The organism is Nocardia tengchongensis, from assembly GCF_054781395.1.
In genome coordinates this window covers 15082-30668 of record NZ_BAAGUM010000019.1, presented here as the reverse complement: position 1 = coordinate 30668, position 15587 = coordinate 15082, and the positions used below count along the sequence as shown (strand labels likewise).

The window sequence follows — 15587 nt, the reverse complement described above, 5'->3', positions numbered from 1 at the left end:
TGGGCCGATCGGCTTGCGGGACAGAACATTAGCCTATGGGTGGGTGGGTAATGCAAATCAGGGGCTTTCCCCCGGGAACAGGATCGGGCTGATGCGGTAGGGCCTGCGGTCTTCGCCCGGGGTGTTGGCGGCGAACGGGGTGACGACGTCGCGGAGGCCGGAGAGCATGGTGGCCAGTTCGTCGGGGGTGAGCCACAGGGTGGCCTGCCGGTAGCTCACGGAGTCGGCGTACGGGTCGGCGCCGCTCTGGTCGAGGTAGGCGTTGAATTCGGCGATGAGGACGGCCATGGCGGTGGCGAACCCGCGGCGGTGTTCATCGGGCGTCATCGTCGCTCCGGCCTCGGGGGCGATGGTGGGCCGGTCGGCACGGAGCCGGTAGGAGCGCTCGATCGCGCCGCGCACCTTGCGCTCGCCGGCGACTTCGAGCATCTCACCCTCGACCAGCAGACCCAGATGGCGATAGATGCTGGTCCGCGGCACGTCGGCCAGGTGGTCGCAGAGTTCGGACGCGCTGTGGGTGCGGCCTCCGGACAGCGCGTGCACGATGCGCAATCGAACGGGGTGCAGCAGTAGATCGGTGGCATCCATAGCCCTACTATCCCATTTCTGGTACCGTTTCCAAAGTTGGGATCGTTCACGGGAGGGCATCATGCGGAACGTGCCAGGACGCCGATTGTTCTTGGGCGGCAATGAGATCTATGTCGAGGAGTCCGGGTCGGGGGACACCTGCGTGGTGTTCGAATCCGGCACGGGCGCAGGACGGCTGCTCTGGGATCCGGTCGTAGCGCTACTCGGCGACAGCGTGCGAACCGTCGCCTACGACCGCGCCGGGCGTGGCCGCAGCAAGCGAATCGGCCCACCCCAGAGCATCGACGACATGTCCGACACCTTGGCCGCACTGGTCGAGCAGCTTGCGCCCCAGCGGCTGATTCTGGTGGCACACAGCATGGGTGGCTTGGTAGTCAGGCGAGCCATCGACAAGATGTCGCCACGGCCGGTCGGCGTAGTCCTGGTCGACCCGACCCCCGAACAGGCCCCGATCTACGACGACTGGACCGCCACGGCGAAGAAGACCGATCGCATTCTCGCCGTAGAACAGTCCCTGTCCCGCATCCGCCCACTCATGTCCGCCCTCACCCGCTCCTACGGCCGAATGTTCCCCGCCCCCACCTACGCGACCATGCTGGCCGAGGACTTCACTCCAACAGGCTTCGCGCAAACCCGCAACGAACTACAGGCCGTCGCCGCCGCGATCACCGAATTCCGAACCACACCACCGCGCCGCCCCGACACCGACGTCATCGTCATCTCCGCCGCCCGCCCCACCCGCTTCCAGACCCGCAGCTTCGACGCCATCCACGAATACCAGCGCCGCTACGCCGAGGAGATCGGAGCTGTCGTCGAGGACGCCGACTCCACGCACCTCATCCCGGCCGAGCGCCCCGCCCAGATCGCAGCCGCCGTCCACCGACTATCGGGTGCCGAGCCCAGGGGCGCACAACAGAAAGGCCCGGCGTGAGCCGGGCCTGATCTGGTCGAACTGTGGTGCGCGATACTGGGATTGAACCAGTGACCTCTTCCGTGTCAGGGAAGCGCTCTCCCGCTGAGCTAATCGCGCAGGATTCCTTCTTTGAGCGGATGACGAGATTCGAACTCGCGACCCTCACCTTGGCAAGGTGATGCGCTACCAGCTGCGCTACATCCGCTTGCTCGCCAGGCCTTGTGGGCCGATCGGCTTGCGGGACAGAACATTAGCCTATGGGTGGGTGGGTTATGCAAATCGCCAGGAAAACGGGCGATTTCGGGCATGTTGTGGGTGTCGGGGGCGGGTCAGTCGGTGGCAGGTTGCGGGTTGGTGAGGGGAGCGGCCTGGGCGCGGGAAAGGCGCACCGCGGCAACACACATGACGACGACCGACGCGGCGACGAAGGCGGTGCCGAGCGGACCGGAGCGCAGTCGCTCGTCGAGGACCGTTATGCCGAGGAAGGCCGCGCCCAACGGCTCGGCGACGGTGAACGCGGGCAGTGAGGCCGATAGCGGACCTACCTGGTAGCCACGCTGTTGCACGTAGAGGCCGAGTATGCCGCAGGCGGCCAGGACGTACAGCTCCCAGCTGGTGAGTCCGGCGGTGATGCTGGCGGAGAACAGTTTGGTGACGTTCGCGGTGAGAGCGGCGGAGATACCGAACAACAGACCGGCCGCCGTACCCAGCAGCAACGCTTGCAGAGTCGGCACGCGCACGGTGGTAGCCACGACGATGCTCGCCACCACCACGCCGGCCACCAACCCGAGCGGCAGCACCCAGCGGTCCCACGGCGCCGCGGTGACCCCCTCGGTCGGTTCCCCGACCACCAGGAAGCAGGCCAGCGCGATCGACAGCGCCGCCGCCTGCAACCACATCACCGCCGTCACCCGCCGCCCGCTGTAATGCGCGGCCAGCGGCAGCGCGAACACCAGCGCGGTCACCAGGATCGGCTGCACCACCAGCACCGACCCCAAGGCGAGCGCCACCACCTGGAACGCGAATCCGCCCGCGTCGCCGATCAATCCGGCCAGCCAGCGCGGATTGCGAATCAGCTTGGCCACCAACGCATCCCCTTCGGGCACGTCCGCCGCTGCCCGTTGCTGCGCCACCGCCGACACCGCGAACAGCACCGCGCCGATGAATGCGCAGATCACTGCCGCCAAAGGTAGGTTTCCCACCCGGTCAAGTCTGCCCGACAAGGTCATCCTGGTCGGTCGGCGGGGCCGTCTGAACTCACCTTTTCGGGGCGGCTGCGTCAGTGGATTTCGTCGGCCCAGGCTTGCAACCCGGCCAGGAATCCCCGGCGCTGGGTGGGCGTCAACCGCGACATCGCGCGCAGCAATGCGTCGGAGCGGCGGTTGATGAAGGTGGCCACGTCGTCGCGCCGATCGTCGGGCAGGGACAGCAGGGTGCGCCGGTTGTCGGCGGGGTCGTTGTGGCGTTGCAGCCAGCCGGCCCGGTTCAGTTCCCCGGCCAGCTGGCTCGCGTTGGTGAGGCTGATGTCGAGGCGGCGGGCCAGGTCGCTGACGCTGAGGCTGCCCGCGGCCAGCACCTGGGCCAAGACGGCGCCGTGCCGGTTGCCGAGTCCGCCCGCGTCGAAGGATTCGCGCAAGGTGGCGGGCATGTCGCCGTGTGCGCGGCGGAAATGCGTGGCGATCAGTGGTGCGAGCGCCTCCAGTTGCCGCTGATGCTCCGCACTCACCGGTGCGCCCGCGGTGTCCGTCGCTCGCTGTGGCCGAGGCACGAACCCTCCGTTCGATGTCGAACTGCCGTCTTGACAGATCCAGGATACAGGTTCGAAGATCTGAACTATTCGAAAATCTGAACTATAGGGAGACACTCGGATCCCGCGAAAGGCTCACCCATGCGCACCCGACTACTCACCGCGGCCGCCCTGCTCACCACCGGATACCTGTGCGGCGCCTTCGGATACGGATTGATCAATGTCGCCCAAGCGTTCAAGACCGTCCCGCTGGACGTGCGGTTCACCTTCCACACGGCCCTGATGAAGGTCAATGGACCGGTCATGCAATCGGCGATGGGACTGGCCGCACTGACCTCACTGCTACTGGCGATCTACAGCGGGGGAGTCGTCCGCCGCTCGGCCGCAACAGCTTTCGGCCTGGTCCTCACCTCGTTCGTCATCACCCGATTCGGCAACGTCCCGATCAACGGCAGGATCAAGCAGTGGGCAGTCGGAGATGTCCCCGCCGACTACGCCCAGATCCTGCACCGCTGGGAGCTGTTCCACATCGCCCGCACCGGCACGGCGCTGCTGGCCTTCCTGATCATCATCGCCATCGCCGTGTTCGCCCAGCCCGCCCCGGCGGCAAGGGATCAGGCGGTTCCGGCGGCCCCCAACTGAATTCGCGCGGCCGGGGCGGCCCCGTGATAGAAATGCCGCCCCAGCCCCACCGAGAACACCAGAATGCCGTAGGCCGCATGCTCCACCGAGGCCGTGAACAGCGACTTCGTCCGCATGTACCGCGCCGCGAACAACCACCCGCCGACGCTGCTGGCCGCCACCGAGAACCAGCTCCCGAACACGATGTGCACGTACCCGAACGCCGCCGCACTCGCCGCCACCATCGCCCGGCCCTCGCCGAACACCGGCGCGTACCGGTGGAACAGGAACGATCGGAAGATCAATTCCTGCGGATACACGCTCAGCGCGGGATACAACACCATGACCGCCAGCCAGATCAGCGGATTGCGCCGCGGCAGATCGAACAGATCCTCCCGCCGCAGCAGCGCCGTGGCCGCGGTCAACGCGACCGCGTTCGCCCCCGCGCCGACCGCCATCGACCGTGCCTGCGCCGGGAATGCCTCGGCGCGCCACAGGGATTGGCGATCGAACCCCTTGGATCGCCGCAGATACACCGTCACCCCCGTCCCCAGGATCAGCAGTGCCGGAATCGGTGGCTTGCCCCGCAATACCGCGTTGTACAGGGTCGTCCCGCCGAAGAACAACGCCGCGTACTCGGCCGCCAGATACGCGCGCCGCCACCGCCGAATCCTCATGGCCACCACCATAATTTCCCGCCGGTGAACCTGCTGGTCAGAGCGGATTCCCCAATTCCCAATTCACTGACGCAATGTCTAGTTAGTCTGTTTTCTGTCAGCGAAATCGGACTGCTAGGACCACCCGTGAGCTATTCCCTCATCATCGAGAACGGCACCATCGTCGACGGGACCGGAGCGGAGCCCTATGCCGCCGACGTCGCCGTCGAGAACGGGCGCATCGCCGCCATCACCCCGCCCGGCCGGCTCGCACAAGCCGTGGCGGACAACCGGATCGACGCGACGGGGCTGCTGGTCACCCCCGGCTTCGTCGACATCCACACCCACTACGACGGGCAGATCACCTGGGACCCGCAGCTCACCCCCAGCTGCTGGCACGGCGTCACCACGGTTGTGATGGGCAACTGCGGCGTCGGCTTCGCGCCGGTCACCCCCGAGAAGCGGGACTGGCTGATCGGCCTCATGGAAGGCGTCGAGGACATCCCCGGCGCCGCGCTGTCGAGCGGAATCCGCTGGGACTGGGAGTCGTTCCCGCAGTTCCTCGACGCGCTGGACCGGCTGCCGCTGGCCATCGACGTCGGCACCCAGGTCCCGCACGGCGCGGTCCGCGGCTACGTGATGGGGGAGCGCGGCGCCCGGAACGAAGCCGCCGCACCCGAGGACATCGACTTGATGGCCAAACTCGTGCGCGAGGGCATCGAGGCCGGGGCGCTGGGCTTCTCGACCTCCCGCACCATCGTGCACCGCGCCATCGACGGCGAACCCGTCCCCGGCACCTTCGCCGCCGAGGAGGAACTCTTCGGCATCGGCCAGGCTCTCGCCGACGCGGGCGCGGGCGTGTTCGAACTGGCCCCCGCTGGGATCATGGGCGAGGACCTGGCCGCCCCCGACCGCGAACTCGCCTGGATGATCCGCCTCGCCGAGAAGACCGGCCGCACCGTGAGTTTCGGCCTGCTCCAACACGACGGCGCACCCGACGACTGGAAACGCCTGCTGGACTCCTCGGCCGCCGCTTTCGACAACGGAATCCCGGTCCGCCCACAGGTTTCCGCGCGCCCGCTGGGCCTGCTGATCGGCTTGCAGACCTTCAACCCGTTCTCGTTCCGGCCCAGCTACCAGGCCGCCGTCGAACGCAGCGGCCAGGACCTCGACGCCCTCGTCACCGCCTTGCGCGACCCGGCCCTGCGTGACGCCATCCTCACCGAGGCCGACCTCCCCGACAATCCGATGGCCTTCCTCAGCATGGGCCTGGACCGCACCTTCACCCTCGGCGACCCGCCCGACTACGAGCCCGCCCCCGACGCCAGCCTGGCCGGCGACGCCGACCGCGCGGGCATCGAAACCTTCCGCTACCTCTACGACCAGCTGCTGACCCGCGACGGCCGGGCCCTGTTCTACCGCCCCCTGCTCAACTACTCCCGCTTCACCCAGGACCCGATCCGCGACATGCTGTTGCACCCGGCCACCGCGGTCGGCCTCGGGGACGGTGGTGCGCACGTCGGCGCCATCTGCGACGCCTCCAACACCACCTACCTGCTGACCTACTGGACCCGCGACCGCACTCGCGGCGATCGCATCCCGCTGCCCCTGGCCATCCGCAAGATGACCCACGACACCGCGCAGATGTACGGCCTCGGTGACCGCGGGACCGTCGAGGTCGGAAAGAAGGCCGATCTCAACGTGATCGACTACGAGGCACTGCGGCTGTTGCCGCCCGCCGTCGCCTATGACCTCCCGGGCGGGGCCCGCCGTCTGCTCCAACGCGCCGAAGGCTACCGCGCCACGATCGTCTCCGGCGAGGTGGTCCTGCGCGACGGCGAGGACACTGGTGCCCGCCCGGGCGCGCTGATCCGTTCCGCCCGCTGAGCCCATCGGAATTCGCCCGGAAATGCAGAAAGGCCCGGCGTGAGCCGGGCCTGATCTGTATGAAATATGGTGCGCGATACTGGGATTGAACCAGTGACCTCTTCCGTGTCAGGGAAGCGCTCTCCCGCTGAGCTAATCGCGCGGGTCTTTTTTGCTCTTCAAAAAGAAGAGGCGGCGACGGGAATCGAACCCGTGTGCACGGCTTTGCAGGCCGTTGCCTCACCACTCGGCCACACCGCCAAGCAGGCCGTGTTGGCCCCTCGAGCGGATGACGGGATTCGAACCCGCGACCCTCACCTTGGCAAGGTGATGCGCTACCAGCTGCGCTACATCCGCATTCCGTCCCGGGCGCCTTTCGGCTGTCCCGCTGACGAGGTAGAACATTAGCCGACGATCTGCGCAGGTAACAAATCGCCTGGTAGATCGGGGTAATTTCGAACTACAGGCATGTGGTTCCGCCGGTCGGCCCCGGAAGTGGGCGACCGCTGCGTACGAGTCGCCACCCATCCCACCCCGCCCCGGCGACACCCTCGTGACGCTCCGGCAACACCCCGGTGAAACCTCACCCGCCCCACCGCCCCCTGAAACCTCAGTTTTACGCCGTTGTGCACGCGATTTGGTGTGATGCGAGCGGGGTGTGTAATCTTCATTCTCGTTCGAGAGGCACGCAAGCGCCGCTCCGAACAGTCGCCTCGGCGACAAGACCCCGGTTCTATAGCTCAGCGGGAGAGCACTCGCTTCACACGCGAGGGGTCGCTGGTTCGATCCCAGCTAGAACCACAGAGAAAGGCCGGTCATCGCAGGTTTTGCGATGACCGGCCTTTTTTCGTGCCAACGAGCAGCGCCGCTGTGCGCGGGTCCGGTCAGAGTTGCGTGTGCCCGGAGCCGGTGAGGATGATCAGCGGCATCATCAGAACGCCGAGAATATCGTTTCCGGTGCATTGGGCCGAGGCACTCGAGCTGCCGGTCGGCTGGCTGCCGCAGTTCTGCACCGTCATGGACTTGGTCGATGAACCCTGTGTCGCGGTGAGGCTGTAGACGCCCTCGGGAAGCTTCGAGCGATAGACGTACTGGACGGTCCCCGTACCGGCCTTGGATCCGGCTTGCGGGGTGAACGTGCCGACGTTCTGCCCGTTCAAGGTGACCGTGACCGGTGCCAGGGCGTCCGCGCCGCTGGTGCTCACGTAGATCGTGCAGGTATTGCCCGCCCCCTCGCATCCGCCGATGCCGGTGTCGATCTGTGTCAGATTCACGTTGTCGACCGCGGCCGACGCCGAGGCCGCCGCGACGGCCGGAATCGCCAGCATGGCCACCGTGGCGGCGGCCCAACTCATTTGCCTCATCTGTTCTTTTCCTGTTCTTTTCCGTTGGAGTTGTCGTTGTCGGCACCTGAGTGCCGCTCCGACGGTAACCGCGGAGCGAGGCTGCGCGCGCACAAATCGAAAAGCCGATACTTCAGAATGCCCTCACGCTTCGCATTGCTTGCGTCGCAACGGGGTTCGGTTCGAAGCCGTCGAGGTGTCCGGGGGCAAGATCGGCGCCGGGTACCGTTGGGCGGTGAACCCAGCTGATGCGAGAAGCCTCAAAGACAGTGATCTCGAGTCCCGCAAGGAAAACCTGCGGGTCCTGCTCGAGCGGGCTGGCGACGGCGACGCATCCGCCAAACAGGTACTCCGCGCGCTGGTCCGCGACTATCCCGACTACCACCGGACGATCTACAGCCTGGCGCTGAACCACGCGGAGGTCTTCGGCGACGACTCCCTGAAGGCGCCGCTGCTCGCGTCCCTCGCCGACACTCGCTACAACTGCCAGGCCTGGGCCGCGATGGGCTGCGCGGCCCTCGGGTTCCGCGAGGCGGTCCCCGGCTTGCTCGCGATGCTGGACCACCCACAGCAGATGGCCCGCGAGGAAGCGGTGATCGCCCTGGGCGAGCTCGGCGACGAATCCGTCGTCCCCGCCCTCACGCCCCTGCTGCGGGACTCGATCGCGGGAATGCGCGAACGTGCCGCCGAGGCCCTCGGCGATATCGGCGGCGACGCGGCCCTCGCCGCGCTGTGGGACGAATTCGAGCACCGCCGCTACTACCGCATCGGCTACATCGCCAGCGCGCTGGCCAGATTCGCCCCGGAGGTGATCCCGAGGCTGCTGGCGGCCGCCGACAGCGCAGACCCGGACCAGCGTTACTGGGCGGCCGTCGCACTCGGCTCCACCGGCGACGACCGTGTCGTGCCGACACTGGAACGGCTCATGGCCAACGACCGCGGCTCGACCGTCTTCGACGGCATGGTGAGCGTCGCCGCGAAGAAAGCCCTCCGCACGCTCCGCCGAATCCAAGCCGCCATCGCGGCACGGGAATCCTGACAGCGCAGCTCGCCCGGATCCCGCTGTAGCCCTAGGAAATATGGTCGTTTCAGCCTTGGTTGCGGCGACTATCGTTCCGGCTCACAAGTTGTCGTTACGAAGGGGTGGGCCGGCATGACGCGCAATCTGGTGAAATCGGCTGTGGTGGTCGGTTTTTCCGGTGGAATCCTGCTGTCCGGGCTGGGTGCCGCGTCCGCTGAGCCCGCGAGCGTCGCGCCGATCGCCGAATCAGGATCGGGGACAATCGCGCAAACAGGTTTCGGCACCGGTTCCGCAGGACTGGATCTGGCCACGGCGATGGTGCTCTGCAAGCTCACCGGCGGCGACTACCGCCTCTCCATCGGCATGCTGGTCGGGCCCAGCGGTTGCCTCGGCGGGTTGCTCGGGATCCCGAAGGTCTAGCTCGGACCTTTTTGCTTTGTCTGGATATCCCGACGGGTCATCGCGACCAGTCGGTTGACTCCGATCCATGGTTCACCGCGTCCACTTGGTGAAATACGTTCTGCGAGAGTGTCTGTCGCGGTATGTTTCGCCGGTTCGCCACGCGCTGGCATGGTCCGCTCCTACGATGAATCAGTGCCAGATGCCTTTCCTGGCACGGGTTTTCACCTTTTCATCATGCACGACATGAGTGGAATCGGGGTGTGTCGATAGTGACCGAACCTGTCCAGAACGTAACCAATGAAACCCTGGAAAGTATTGCTGCCAATGGCATGTGGGCCGATGGGCTGACCTTCACGCCGGAGGTGGTGCAGGTCGCGCGGGCGCTGCTGGCGGCGGTGCGCGGGGTCGCGCCGGCCGGGGTGCTGCCGCCGGAGTTGCAGGAGGTGGTGGATACCGTGCGGGGTGGCGCCGCGGTGGAGATCACGCAGATCCCCGGGGCTGACGGGGTGATGTTGTCGGCGTTGACCGTGAAGCTGAACGGGGACGAGCCGCGTCCGGTGGTGGTGGTGCCCGCGGGGTGGAGTCCGCTGGGCTGGCTGCCGTTCGTGTGGACCTATCTGACGTTGGCCGTCGACGGGTATCACGTGCTGGCCTACACGCCGCGCGGTCTCGGCACGCCGGGTGAGATCACCACGTCGCAGGGGTTCATCGACGTCGCCGGTGAGAAGGATCGCGCCGACGGCCACCGGGTGCTGGACTACGCGCAGGAACTGTTCGGGCCCAGCGCCATCGGCATGCTCGGCGAGTCCTATGGTTCGGGACTCAGTCAGTTGATCGCGGCCACGGACCCGGTGGCCCGGGTGTCCGCGGTCGTCGCGCTGAGCACCTGGGGCAATCTCGCCACGTCGCTGTACGACAACGGGACCCGGCACCTGGCCGCGATGAAACTGCTGGTCGATTTCACCGGTGGCACGCCCGGCAAGCCCGAGGAGAAGTTCGACCCGGACACCCTCCGGATCCTCGACCTCTTCGAGCGGGGCGAGAACATGGACGAGGTCGTGGCCTGGGGGCTGGACCGCTCGCCGGAAACCTTCGTCGAGCTGACCAACTCGCACGGCATCGCCACGTTCATGTCGAACACCTGGCACGAGACCCTCTTTCCGGTCAACGAAATGCTCGACACGTTCAACCGGCTGACCGTGCCGAAGCGACTCAACGTGTGGATCGGCAATCACGGCGCACCCGAGGCCGCCGGACTGGTCGGAATCCCGCTGGGATTCCCGTTCCCCGGCCTGCTCACGCCGATGCGAGAAGCGCGTGACTGGTTGGACATTCACCTGCGGGGAATCGACCGGAGCCAATCCGAACCGGTCAGCAATCAGATCATGTTCACCTACCGCACCCAGCCGATCACCGGTGGCGCGCAACGGATTACCGAGCCCGCGCAGCGCGAACCCAAAATCGACTGGAGTCAGGTCAGCACCGAAACCGAACGCTGGTATCTCGGCAACGGCGGCGGGGACGGCACCCTGCTGCCGAAGCCGGAAACCGGGTGGACGCGCAGCTTCACGGTCGGCGACGGGGAGGCAGCGGCCACCTCCGCCACCGCGGTCGCCGAGTTCCTGAAGACCGGGCAGCGGGAGTGCTACGGCAATCCTCAGCTCTACCGGGTCGGGGACTTCGAGCGGGACCGCCTGCTGATCTGGCAGACCGAGCCGCTGACCGGTGGTCGCCGGGTGCGCGGCATCCCGTCGCTGCACCTGTCCGTCGGCAGCACAGCCCCGGCGGCCACGCTGGTGGCCTATCTGTTCGACGTGGCCCCCGACGGCACGGCCCGCATCATCACCCACGAGCCCTGCACGCTGTTCGAGCTGGTGCAGCCGGAGCAGCGCGTCGTCCGCTGGCGACTGCAAGGCGCCTGCTACGACATCCCGGACGGGCACCGCCTCGCACTGGTGGTCAACGGCTACGACAAGCTCTACTCCTACAGCCCGCCCGGCACCACCACCATCACCTCTCCCGAGTACGCCGAGTCCTACCTCGACCTCGAACTGGGCTGAGTAGTCCCGTCTCTCGTGCGTCCGGTGGGGATCGACGGTGCTCGATCCCCACCGGATCACATCCCTGCATCGCGAGATTCCTCGCGGCGACGGGCCTACACAAGACATGAAATGCTTTGTGTCACAGCGCCTCCACCGCTTCGGGGACGGTCCTGCGCGCCGAGCGTTCGGCGCGGCGCACCACGGCGACCGCGGTCACGACCGCGACGACGCTGAACCCGGCCGCCACCAGCGACCCGCGCTGGAATCCGGCCGTCGCTGCCGCTGCCGGGCCGGTCGACACGCCGCGGCCCGCCGCGATCGCCACCGCCGCCACGATGGCGATGCCCAGCGACCCGCCGATCTCGCGCGCCGTCTCCACCATCCCGCCCGCCAAACCGCTGACCTTCTCCGGGATTCCGATGAACGCGGCCACCTGGAGCGAGGTCTGCGACAGCCCGATCCCGATCCCGACGGCGACGAATCCGGGGAACAGATCCGGCCAGTACGCGGCATGCACCGGTACCCGGGCCAGCCAGAGCAGCCCGGCCGCCGCGACGCCCTGCGCCAGCGCCAGCGACCATCCCGCACCGAGCCGGGTGAGTGCGACCGGTGCGACACCCGCCGCGGCCACCACGGCGGTCACCGCGATCGCGAGATAGGCGAGCCCGGTGCGCAGCGCCGAATATCCGAGCGCCTGCTGCATCAGCAGCGATGCCTGGAAGATGGTGGCGAAGAAGGAGGCGAACACCAGTGCCGCAACGAGATTCGCGGCATTCAAGGTCGGTCGCCGGAACATCGACAGCGGCACCAGCGGCGACGCGGAGCGAGACTCGATGGCGGCGAACGCGGCCAGCAGCGCGCATCCGGCGATCAGGAAGCCCAGCGTGGTGGCCGAGGTCCAGCCGTGATCCACGCTCTTGTTGATGGCGTACACGATCGCGGTGAGCCCGGCGGTCACCGTGACCGCCCCGGCGATGTCGAACGGTCCCCGGTGGATCTTCCGGTCGGCGGGAACGAATCTCGGGATCAGCGCGACCATGCCGGCCACGATCGGGACATTGATGAAGAAGATCCACTGCCAGCCCGGCCCCGCGGTGAGGGCGCCGCTCAACACCACCCCGACCGAGGCGGCACTGCCACCGGCGGCGCCGAACACCCCGAGCGCCTTGTTGCGGGACGCCCCTTCGGGGAAGGTCGCGGCGACCACCGCCAGCGCGGCCGGAGCGGCGAGTGCCGCGCCCACACCCTGGACCGCGCGCGAGGCGACGAGCGGGGCGAACGATCCGGACAGCCCGGCGGTGAGCGAGGCGCCCGCGAACAGTGCCAGACCCGTCTGCAGGATCCGGCGCCGGCCCAGCAGGTCACCTGCGCGACCGCCGAGCAGCAGCAGGCCGCCGAGCAGTAGCCCGTAGGTGATGACCACCCACTGCAGATCGCCGGCGGCCAGTCCGAGATCGGATTGGATCGACGGCAGCGCGACATTCACGATCGCGATGTCGAGGGTGATGATGAATTGGGCGCCGCACATCAGTGCGAGGATCGCCCCCGGCCGCAGGGCCGGCCGCGGCCGGATCGATGGGGTGGATTGCCCTACTGGGGAATGTGTTTCGTTGACCATGCTTCTGACAACCGGCCGGACGCCGGAAACTCGTCGCGGCGGTGTGCCCGGGCCGCGACGAGTTTCCGAGGCCGCGACGGTGGTGCACGGTATGGACCTGGAACAGACGTCCGGCGGCGGAATCGTGGTGCTCACCGGCGAGCCCGACGCGGGCCGTACCGCCGCATGGTGTGCCCGCGTCAGCGCCCTGCACGCCGACGGGCACCGCGCGATTGTGTGTGATGTGCGCGGACTTTCGGGCTGCGCGTCGGCGGTCGTGCAGGCATTGGCGCGAATCACCCTGACTGCCAGGCGATCCGGATGCCGCTGCGTGCTCGTGGGCGCGGACGATCGCCTGCTGATCCTGCTCGAGCTGACGGGCCTGAACGAGCTGTTCGACACCGCCGCCCCCGAGTGGTGAACCCTCAGTCGAGCTGGTCCGGTAACCCGAAGGCCCCGAACAGTTCCGGTTGCAGGAAGGTGTGCAACCGCGCGATCTCACCGCCCGAGCATTCCAGCACCTGAATGGCGAAGGCGGTCATCCGCCCGTCGGTCTCCCGGTACAGTGCGGCGGCGGGGCACCCGTTGGCCTGGATCGGAATCAGCCGCTTGCGACGGCACCCGATGTCGGACCCGATCAGCCAGTCCCGGAACGACTCCCGGCCGAACAACCAGAACGCGACCGGCGGCATATCGATGATCGCGTCGTCGCGCAGCAGCGACACGATACCGGCGATATCGAATCGCTCGAACGCGGCGACGTAGCGGTCGAGCAGACCGGTGTCGATCGGATCGAGTGGCCGCGCGCCGTCGGCTCGCTGCGCCAGGGCCGCCCGCGCCCGGCGCAGCATGCTGTTGACGGCGTCGACGCTGAGATCCAGCAGTTCGGCCACCTCCGCGGCCCGCCAGCACAGTACGTCGCGCAGGATCAGCACGGCCCGCTGGCGCGGCAGCAGATACTGCAGGGCGGCGACGAAGGCCAGCCGGACCGACTCGTTCGACACGGCCTGCTCGGAGGGATCGACGGTCGGGCTGCTCGGAAACGGCTGCACCCAGGTCGACTCCGGGAGTGGGGCGCCCAGCTCGCCGCGCGGGTCGGCGGCGGCGACCAGATCCATCGGCAGCGCCCGTCGCTTCCGGTCGGCGCTCGCGTCGATGCAGACATTGGTGGCGATGCGGTAGGTCCACGGTCGCAGACCCGCCGGATCCTCGAGCCGGGCCGCGGACCGCCACGCGCGCATCATCGTCTCCTGCACCGCGTCCTCGGCCTCGAGCACCGAGCCGAGCATGCGATAGCAGTAGGCGAGCAGTGCCGGTCGCAGCTCGGCCAGCGCATCCTCGACCGCGGGCGCGGCCAGGGCAGACGTCTGGTTCATGCGATTCTCCTCGCGGTCCGGGTGCCGGCGCGCTCGCACGGAACACCTTCGACAGTTATGACCGCGCGGGCCGCCGAAATTCGTCGCGGTCGCGAGAATCCAGTTCAGCGCCGGGGGTAGGGATCCATGTCGCGCAGGCGTTGCCGGTGGATGCGCTGCAGTTCGCCCACCCGGGTGAGAAAGCCCGCGATCAATTCGAGTTCGCCGGGCTCGTACCAGCTGAGCATCATCTCGAAGCTCTCGTCGACCAGGGGCGCGATGAGTTCCTCGATCCGCCGCGCGGTGAGGTCGGTCGCCACCACGATCACCCGGCGACGGTCGGTGGGGTGCAGTGAGCGAGTGATGTAGCCCTGCTTCTCCAACCGGTTGAGCAGCACCGTGGCGCCCGCGGCGGTGAGGCCCAGGCGTTCGGCCAGCAGGCCGGGAGTCGTGGACTTCCCGTCGCCGAGCAGGACGATCTCCAGCGCGCGCCGATCGGTCTCGTTCACACCGAGCAATCGGATCAATTCCCGGGCCAGATCCTCGACGGTGCCGTGATAGAACTCCAGCGCCTTGCTCAGCTCTACCTGGGCGGGTTCGGTTGACTTCGGACGCACGCGCTCCCACCCTCGTACACTTCGAGCATGGACCGGGCTGCCGATTACAGCCCGGTCCAGCCATATTCACCTCATGTCGTCAGTGCCTCGAACTCAGCTGACCGTGGTGGTGGTGAGGGTCGGGGACGGGTTCGGGTAACAGGCGGTCGCGACGTTGCCGATGAACGCCACCTTGGTCGTCATGGTCATACCCGGGTTGGCGAAACTGGTTCCCGCGTACTGGCTGGTGATCGACGTTCCGGGAGAACCGGCCGTGACATTGATGGTCACCGCGGGCGGGGTGAAGCTGGTGCCACCCGCGATCGGACCCGGCACGGTGAGAACGACATTCCCGCCGGAGGTGGAGACGGTGCCGGCCACGGAACCACCGGAGGCGGTGGCCGAGACCAGCGTCGAATTCGCCGGAGTCGGGAAGGTCATCTTCAGGTTGCTGATGTTGGTCACCGTGAATCCGGAGGCCGAACTGGGCACCGTGGACGCACCCGGGGTGAGGGTGATGGCCACGGCCGAGCCGGACGCCGCCGAGCCCGGCGCGGTGCCGGTGACCGTAGTGGTCATGCTCGAGGTCTGGCCGATCCCGAAGATCGTGCCCTGGCAACTCCAGTTCACGGTGACTGGCGTGGCATTCGCGGGTGCGGCCAATGCGAAAACGGTGGCCAGCGCCACCGGAGTAACAATTCCGGCGCGCAGCAGCACGGAGGCGGTCTTACTCATAACTATCTCCCAAAATGTGAAGTAACGACACGATCCGTATGGTGTGCCGTACCTGTAAGGGATTTGAAATGTAACCTGTTCTCATCGTGCGGGGGCTGGAATTCG

16 protein-coding genes and 6 tRNA genes are annotated in these 15587 nt (G+C 67.4%); 8 read left to right on the top strand and 14 right to left on the bottom strand.

Features of this window, described 5'->3' with window-relative positions; genetic code table 11:
* Positions 1-57: 57 nt before the first annotated feature.
* The gene (locus ACYVKL_RS35705) at positions 58-588 is read right to left on the bottom strand and encodes a helix-turn-helix domain-containing protein (protein WP_379172726.1); all 531 of its coding nucleotides are present in this window, start codon (positions 586-588) and stop codon (positions 58-60) included.
* A gap of 61 nt (positions 589-649) precedes the next feature.
* Between ACYVKL_RS35705 and ACYVKL_RS35700 the strand changes: the two genes are divergently transcribed.
* Complete coding sequence (locus tag ACYVKL_RS35700; RefSeq protein ID WP_379172724.1) at positions 650-1519, top strand: alpha/beta hydrolase; 870 nt, start codon at positions 650-652, stop codon at positions 1517-1519.
* Between the two features lie 24 nt (positions 1520-1543).
* Here the strand turns inward: ACYVKL_RS35700 and ACYVKL_RS35695 are convergent.
* From ACYVKL_RS35695 to ACYVKL_RS35680, 4 genes are all read right to left on the bottom strand, one after another.
* A tRNA-Val gene (locus ACYVKL_RS35695) sits at positions 1544-1618 on the bottom strand.
* Positions 1619-1633: 15 nt separating this feature from the next.
* Positions 1634-1706, bottom strand: a tRNA-Gly gene (locus tag ACYVKL_RS35690).
* A 124-nt stretch (positions 1707-1830) separates the two neighbouring features.
* A complete protein-coding gene (locus ACYVKL_RS35685) occupies positions 1831-2730 on the bottom strand; it encodes a DMT family transporter (RefSeq protein ID WP_379172722.1) in 900 nt (299 codons plus the stop codon).
* Between the two features lie 50 nt (positions 2731-2780).
* A complete protein-coding gene (locus ACYVKL_RS35680; protein ID WP_379172720.1) occupies positions 2781-3227 on the bottom strand; it encodes a MarR family winged helix-turn-helix transcriptional regulator in 447 nt (148 codons plus the stop codon).
* Positions 3228-3389: 162 nt separating this feature from the next.
* Between ACYVKL_RS35680 and ACYVKL_RS35675 the strand changes: the two genes are divergently transcribed.
* Positions 3390-3890 carry an anthrone oxygenase family protein gene (locus ACYVKL_RS35675; RefSeq protein ID WP_379172718.1) on the top strand — a complete coding sequence of 167 codons (501 nt, stop codon included), beginning with the start codon at positions 3390-3392 and terminating at the stop codon, positions 3888-3890.
* Here ACYVKL_RS35675 and ACYVKL_RS35670 read toward each other — a convergent pair.
* Positions 3863-4546, bottom strand: a complete 684-nt coding sequence (locus ACYVKL_RS35670) for a CPBP family intramembrane glutamic endopeptidase (RefSeq protein WP_379172716.1) — start codon at positions 4544-4546, stop codon at positions 3863-3865. The two genes, ACYVKL_RS35675 and ACYVKL_RS35670, sit on opposite strands and share 28 nt — an antisense overlap.
* A gap of 126 nt (positions 4547-4672) precedes the next feature.
* Here ACYVKL_RS35670 and ACYVKL_RS35665 point away from each other — a divergent pair, with 126 nt between their 5' ends.
* Positions 4673-6412, top strand: coding sequence for an N-acyl-D-amino-acid deacylase family protein (locus tag ACYVKL_RS35665; protein WP_379172714.1), 1740 nt, complete (start codon positions 4673-4675; stop codon positions 6410-6412).
* Between the two features lie 67 nt (positions 6413-6479).
* Here the strand turns inward: ACYVKL_RS35665 and ACYVKL_RS35660 are convergent.
* From ACYVKL_RS35660 to ACYVKL_RS35650, 3 genes are all read right to left on the bottom strand, one after another.
* Positions 6480-6554: transfer RNA gene (locus ACYVKL_RS35660), tRNA-Val, on the bottom strand.
* A 27-nt stretch (positions 6555-6581) separates the two neighbouring features.
* Positions 6582-6652: transfer RNA gene (locus ACYVKL_RS35655), tRNA-Cys, on the bottom strand.
* Positions 6653-6675: 23 nt separating this feature from the next.
* Positions 6676-6748, bottom strand: a tRNA-Gly gene (locus tag ACYVKL_RS35650).
* A 372-nt stretch (positions 6749-7120) separates the two neighbouring features.
* Here ACYVKL_RS35650 and ACYVKL_RS35645 point away from each other — a divergent pair.
* Positions 7121-7192 (top strand) — tRNA-Val (locus ACYVKL_RS35645).
* Between the two features lie 83 nt (positions 7193-7275).
* Here ACYVKL_RS35645 and ACYVKL_RS35640 read toward each other — a convergent pair.
* Positions 7276-7755, bottom strand: a complete 480-nt coding sequence (locus tag ACYVKL_RS35640; RefSeq protein ID WP_379172712.1) for a hypothetical protein — start codon at positions 7753-7755, stop codon at positions 7276-7278.
* 214 nt (positions 7756-7969) lie between these two features.
* Between ACYVKL_RS35640 and ACYVKL_RS35635 the strand changes: the two genes are divergently transcribed.
* The 3 genes from ACYVKL_RS35635 (at position 7970) to ACYVKL_RS35625 (ending at position 11217) form a co-directional block, all read left to right on the top strand.
* Entirely contained in the window at positions 7970-8773 is an 804-nt protein-coding gene (locus ACYVKL_RS35635) for a HEAT repeat domain-containing protein (protein ID WP_379172710.1), read from the top strand.
* A gap of 114 nt (positions 8774-8887) precedes the next feature.
* Positions 8888-9175, top strand: coding sequence for a hypothetical protein (locus ACYVKL_RS35630; RefSeq protein WP_357195231.1), 288 nt, complete (start codon positions 8888-8890; stop codon positions 9173-9175).
* Positions 9176-9426: 251 nt separating this feature from the next.
* A complete protein-coding gene (locus ACYVKL_RS35625) occupies positions 9427-11217 on the top strand; it encodes a CocE/NonD family hydrolase C-terminal non-catalytic domain-containing protein (protein ID WP_379172708.1) in 1791 nt (596 codons plus the stop codon).
* 121 nt (positions 11218-11338) lie between these two features.
* On the opposite strand, the gene ACYVKL_RS35620 is transcribed toward ACYVKL_RS35625, so the two are convergent.
* On the bottom strand, positions 11339-12727 hold the full coding sequence (locus tag ACYVKL_RS35620; protein WP_379172706.1) for an MFS transporter: 1389 nt from the start codon (positions 12725-12727) through the stop codon (positions 11339-11341).
* 181 nt (positions 12728-12908) lie between these two features.
* Between ACYVKL_RS35620 and ACYVKL_RS35615 the strand changes: the two genes are divergently transcribed.
* Complete coding sequence (locus ACYVKL_RS35615) at positions 12909-13217, top strand: STAS domain-containing protein (protein ID WP_460774022.1); 309 nt, start codon at positions 12909-12911, stop codon at positions 13215-13217.
* Positions 13218-13221: 4 nt separating this feature from the next.
* Here the strand turns inward: ACYVKL_RS35615 and ACYVKL_RS35610 are convergent, their stop codons facing one another.
* The 3 genes from ACYVKL_RS35610 to ACYVKL_RS35600 all read right to left on the bottom strand — a co-directional run bounded on the left by ACYVKL_RS35610 (position 13222) and on the right by ACYVKL_RS35600 (position 15482).
* A complete protein-coding gene (locus tag ACYVKL_RS35610) occupies positions 13222-14211 on the bottom strand; it encodes an RNA polymerase subunit sigma-70 (RefSeq protein ID WP_379172701.1) in 990 nt (329 codons plus the stop codon).
* Positions 14212-14276: 65 nt separating this feature from the next.
* Positions 14277-14768, bottom strand: a complete 492-nt coding sequence (locus ACYVKL_RS35605; protein WP_379172699.1) for a MarR family winged helix-turn-helix transcriptional regulator — start codon at positions 14766-14768, stop codon at positions 14277-14279.
* 93 nt (positions 14769-14861) lie between these two features.
* Positions 14862-15482 carry a hypothetical protein gene (locus ACYVKL_RS35600; RefSeq protein WP_379172697.1) on the bottom strand — a complete coding sequence of 207 codons (621 nt, stop codon included), beginning with the start codon at positions 15480-15482 and terminating at the stop codon, positions 14862-14864.
* Positions 15483-15587 lie beyond the last annotated feature (105 nt).

What these genes read in the sequence shown, in the direction of transcription:
- ACYVKL_RS35705 (WP_379172726.1), bottom strand. Translation starts at nt 588, where the DNA reads ATGGATGCCACCGATCTACTGCTGCACCCCGTTCGATTGCGCATCGTG.
- ACYVKL_RS35700 (WP_379172724.1), top strand. Translation starts at nt 650, where the DNA reads ATGCGGAACGTGCCAGGACGCCGATTGTTCTTGGGCGGCAATGAGATC.
- ACYVKL_RS35685 (WP_379172722.1), bottom strand. Translation starts at nt 2,730, where the DNA reads ATGACCTTGTCGGGCAGACTTGACCGGGTGGGAAACCTACCTTTGGCG.
- ACYVKL_RS35675 (WP_379172718.1), top strand. Translation starts at nt 3,390, where the DNA reads ATGCGCACCCGACTACTCACCGCGGCCGCCCTGCTCACCACCGGATAC.
- ACYVKL_RS35670 (WP_379172716.1), bottom strand. Translation starts at nt 4,546, where the DNA reads ATGAGGATTCGGCGGTGGCGGCGCGCGTATCTGGCGGCCGAGTACGCG.
- ACYVKL_RS35640 (WP_379172712.1), bottom strand. Translation starts at nt 7,755, where the DNA reads ATGAGGCAAATGAGTTGGGCCGCCGCCACGGTGGCCATGCTGGCGATT.
- ACYVKL_RS35630 (WP_357195231.1), top strand. Translation starts at nt 8,888, where the DNA reads ATGACGCGCAATCTGGTGAAATCGGCTGTGGTGGTCGGTTTTTCCGGT.
- ACYVKL_RS35620 (WP_379172706.1), bottom strand. Translation starts at nt 12,727, where the DNA reads ATGTGCGGCGCCCAATTCATCATCACCCTCGACATCGCGATCGTGAAT.
- ACYVKL_RS35615 (WP_460774022.1), top strand. Translation starts at nt 12,909, where the DNA reads ATGGACCTGGAACAGACGTCCGGCGGCGGAATCGTGGTGCTCACCGGC.
- ACYVKL_RS35600 (WP_379172697.1), bottom strand. Translation starts at nt 15,482, where the DNA reads ATGAGTAAGACCGCCTCCGTGCTGCTGCGCGCCGGAATTGTTACTCCG.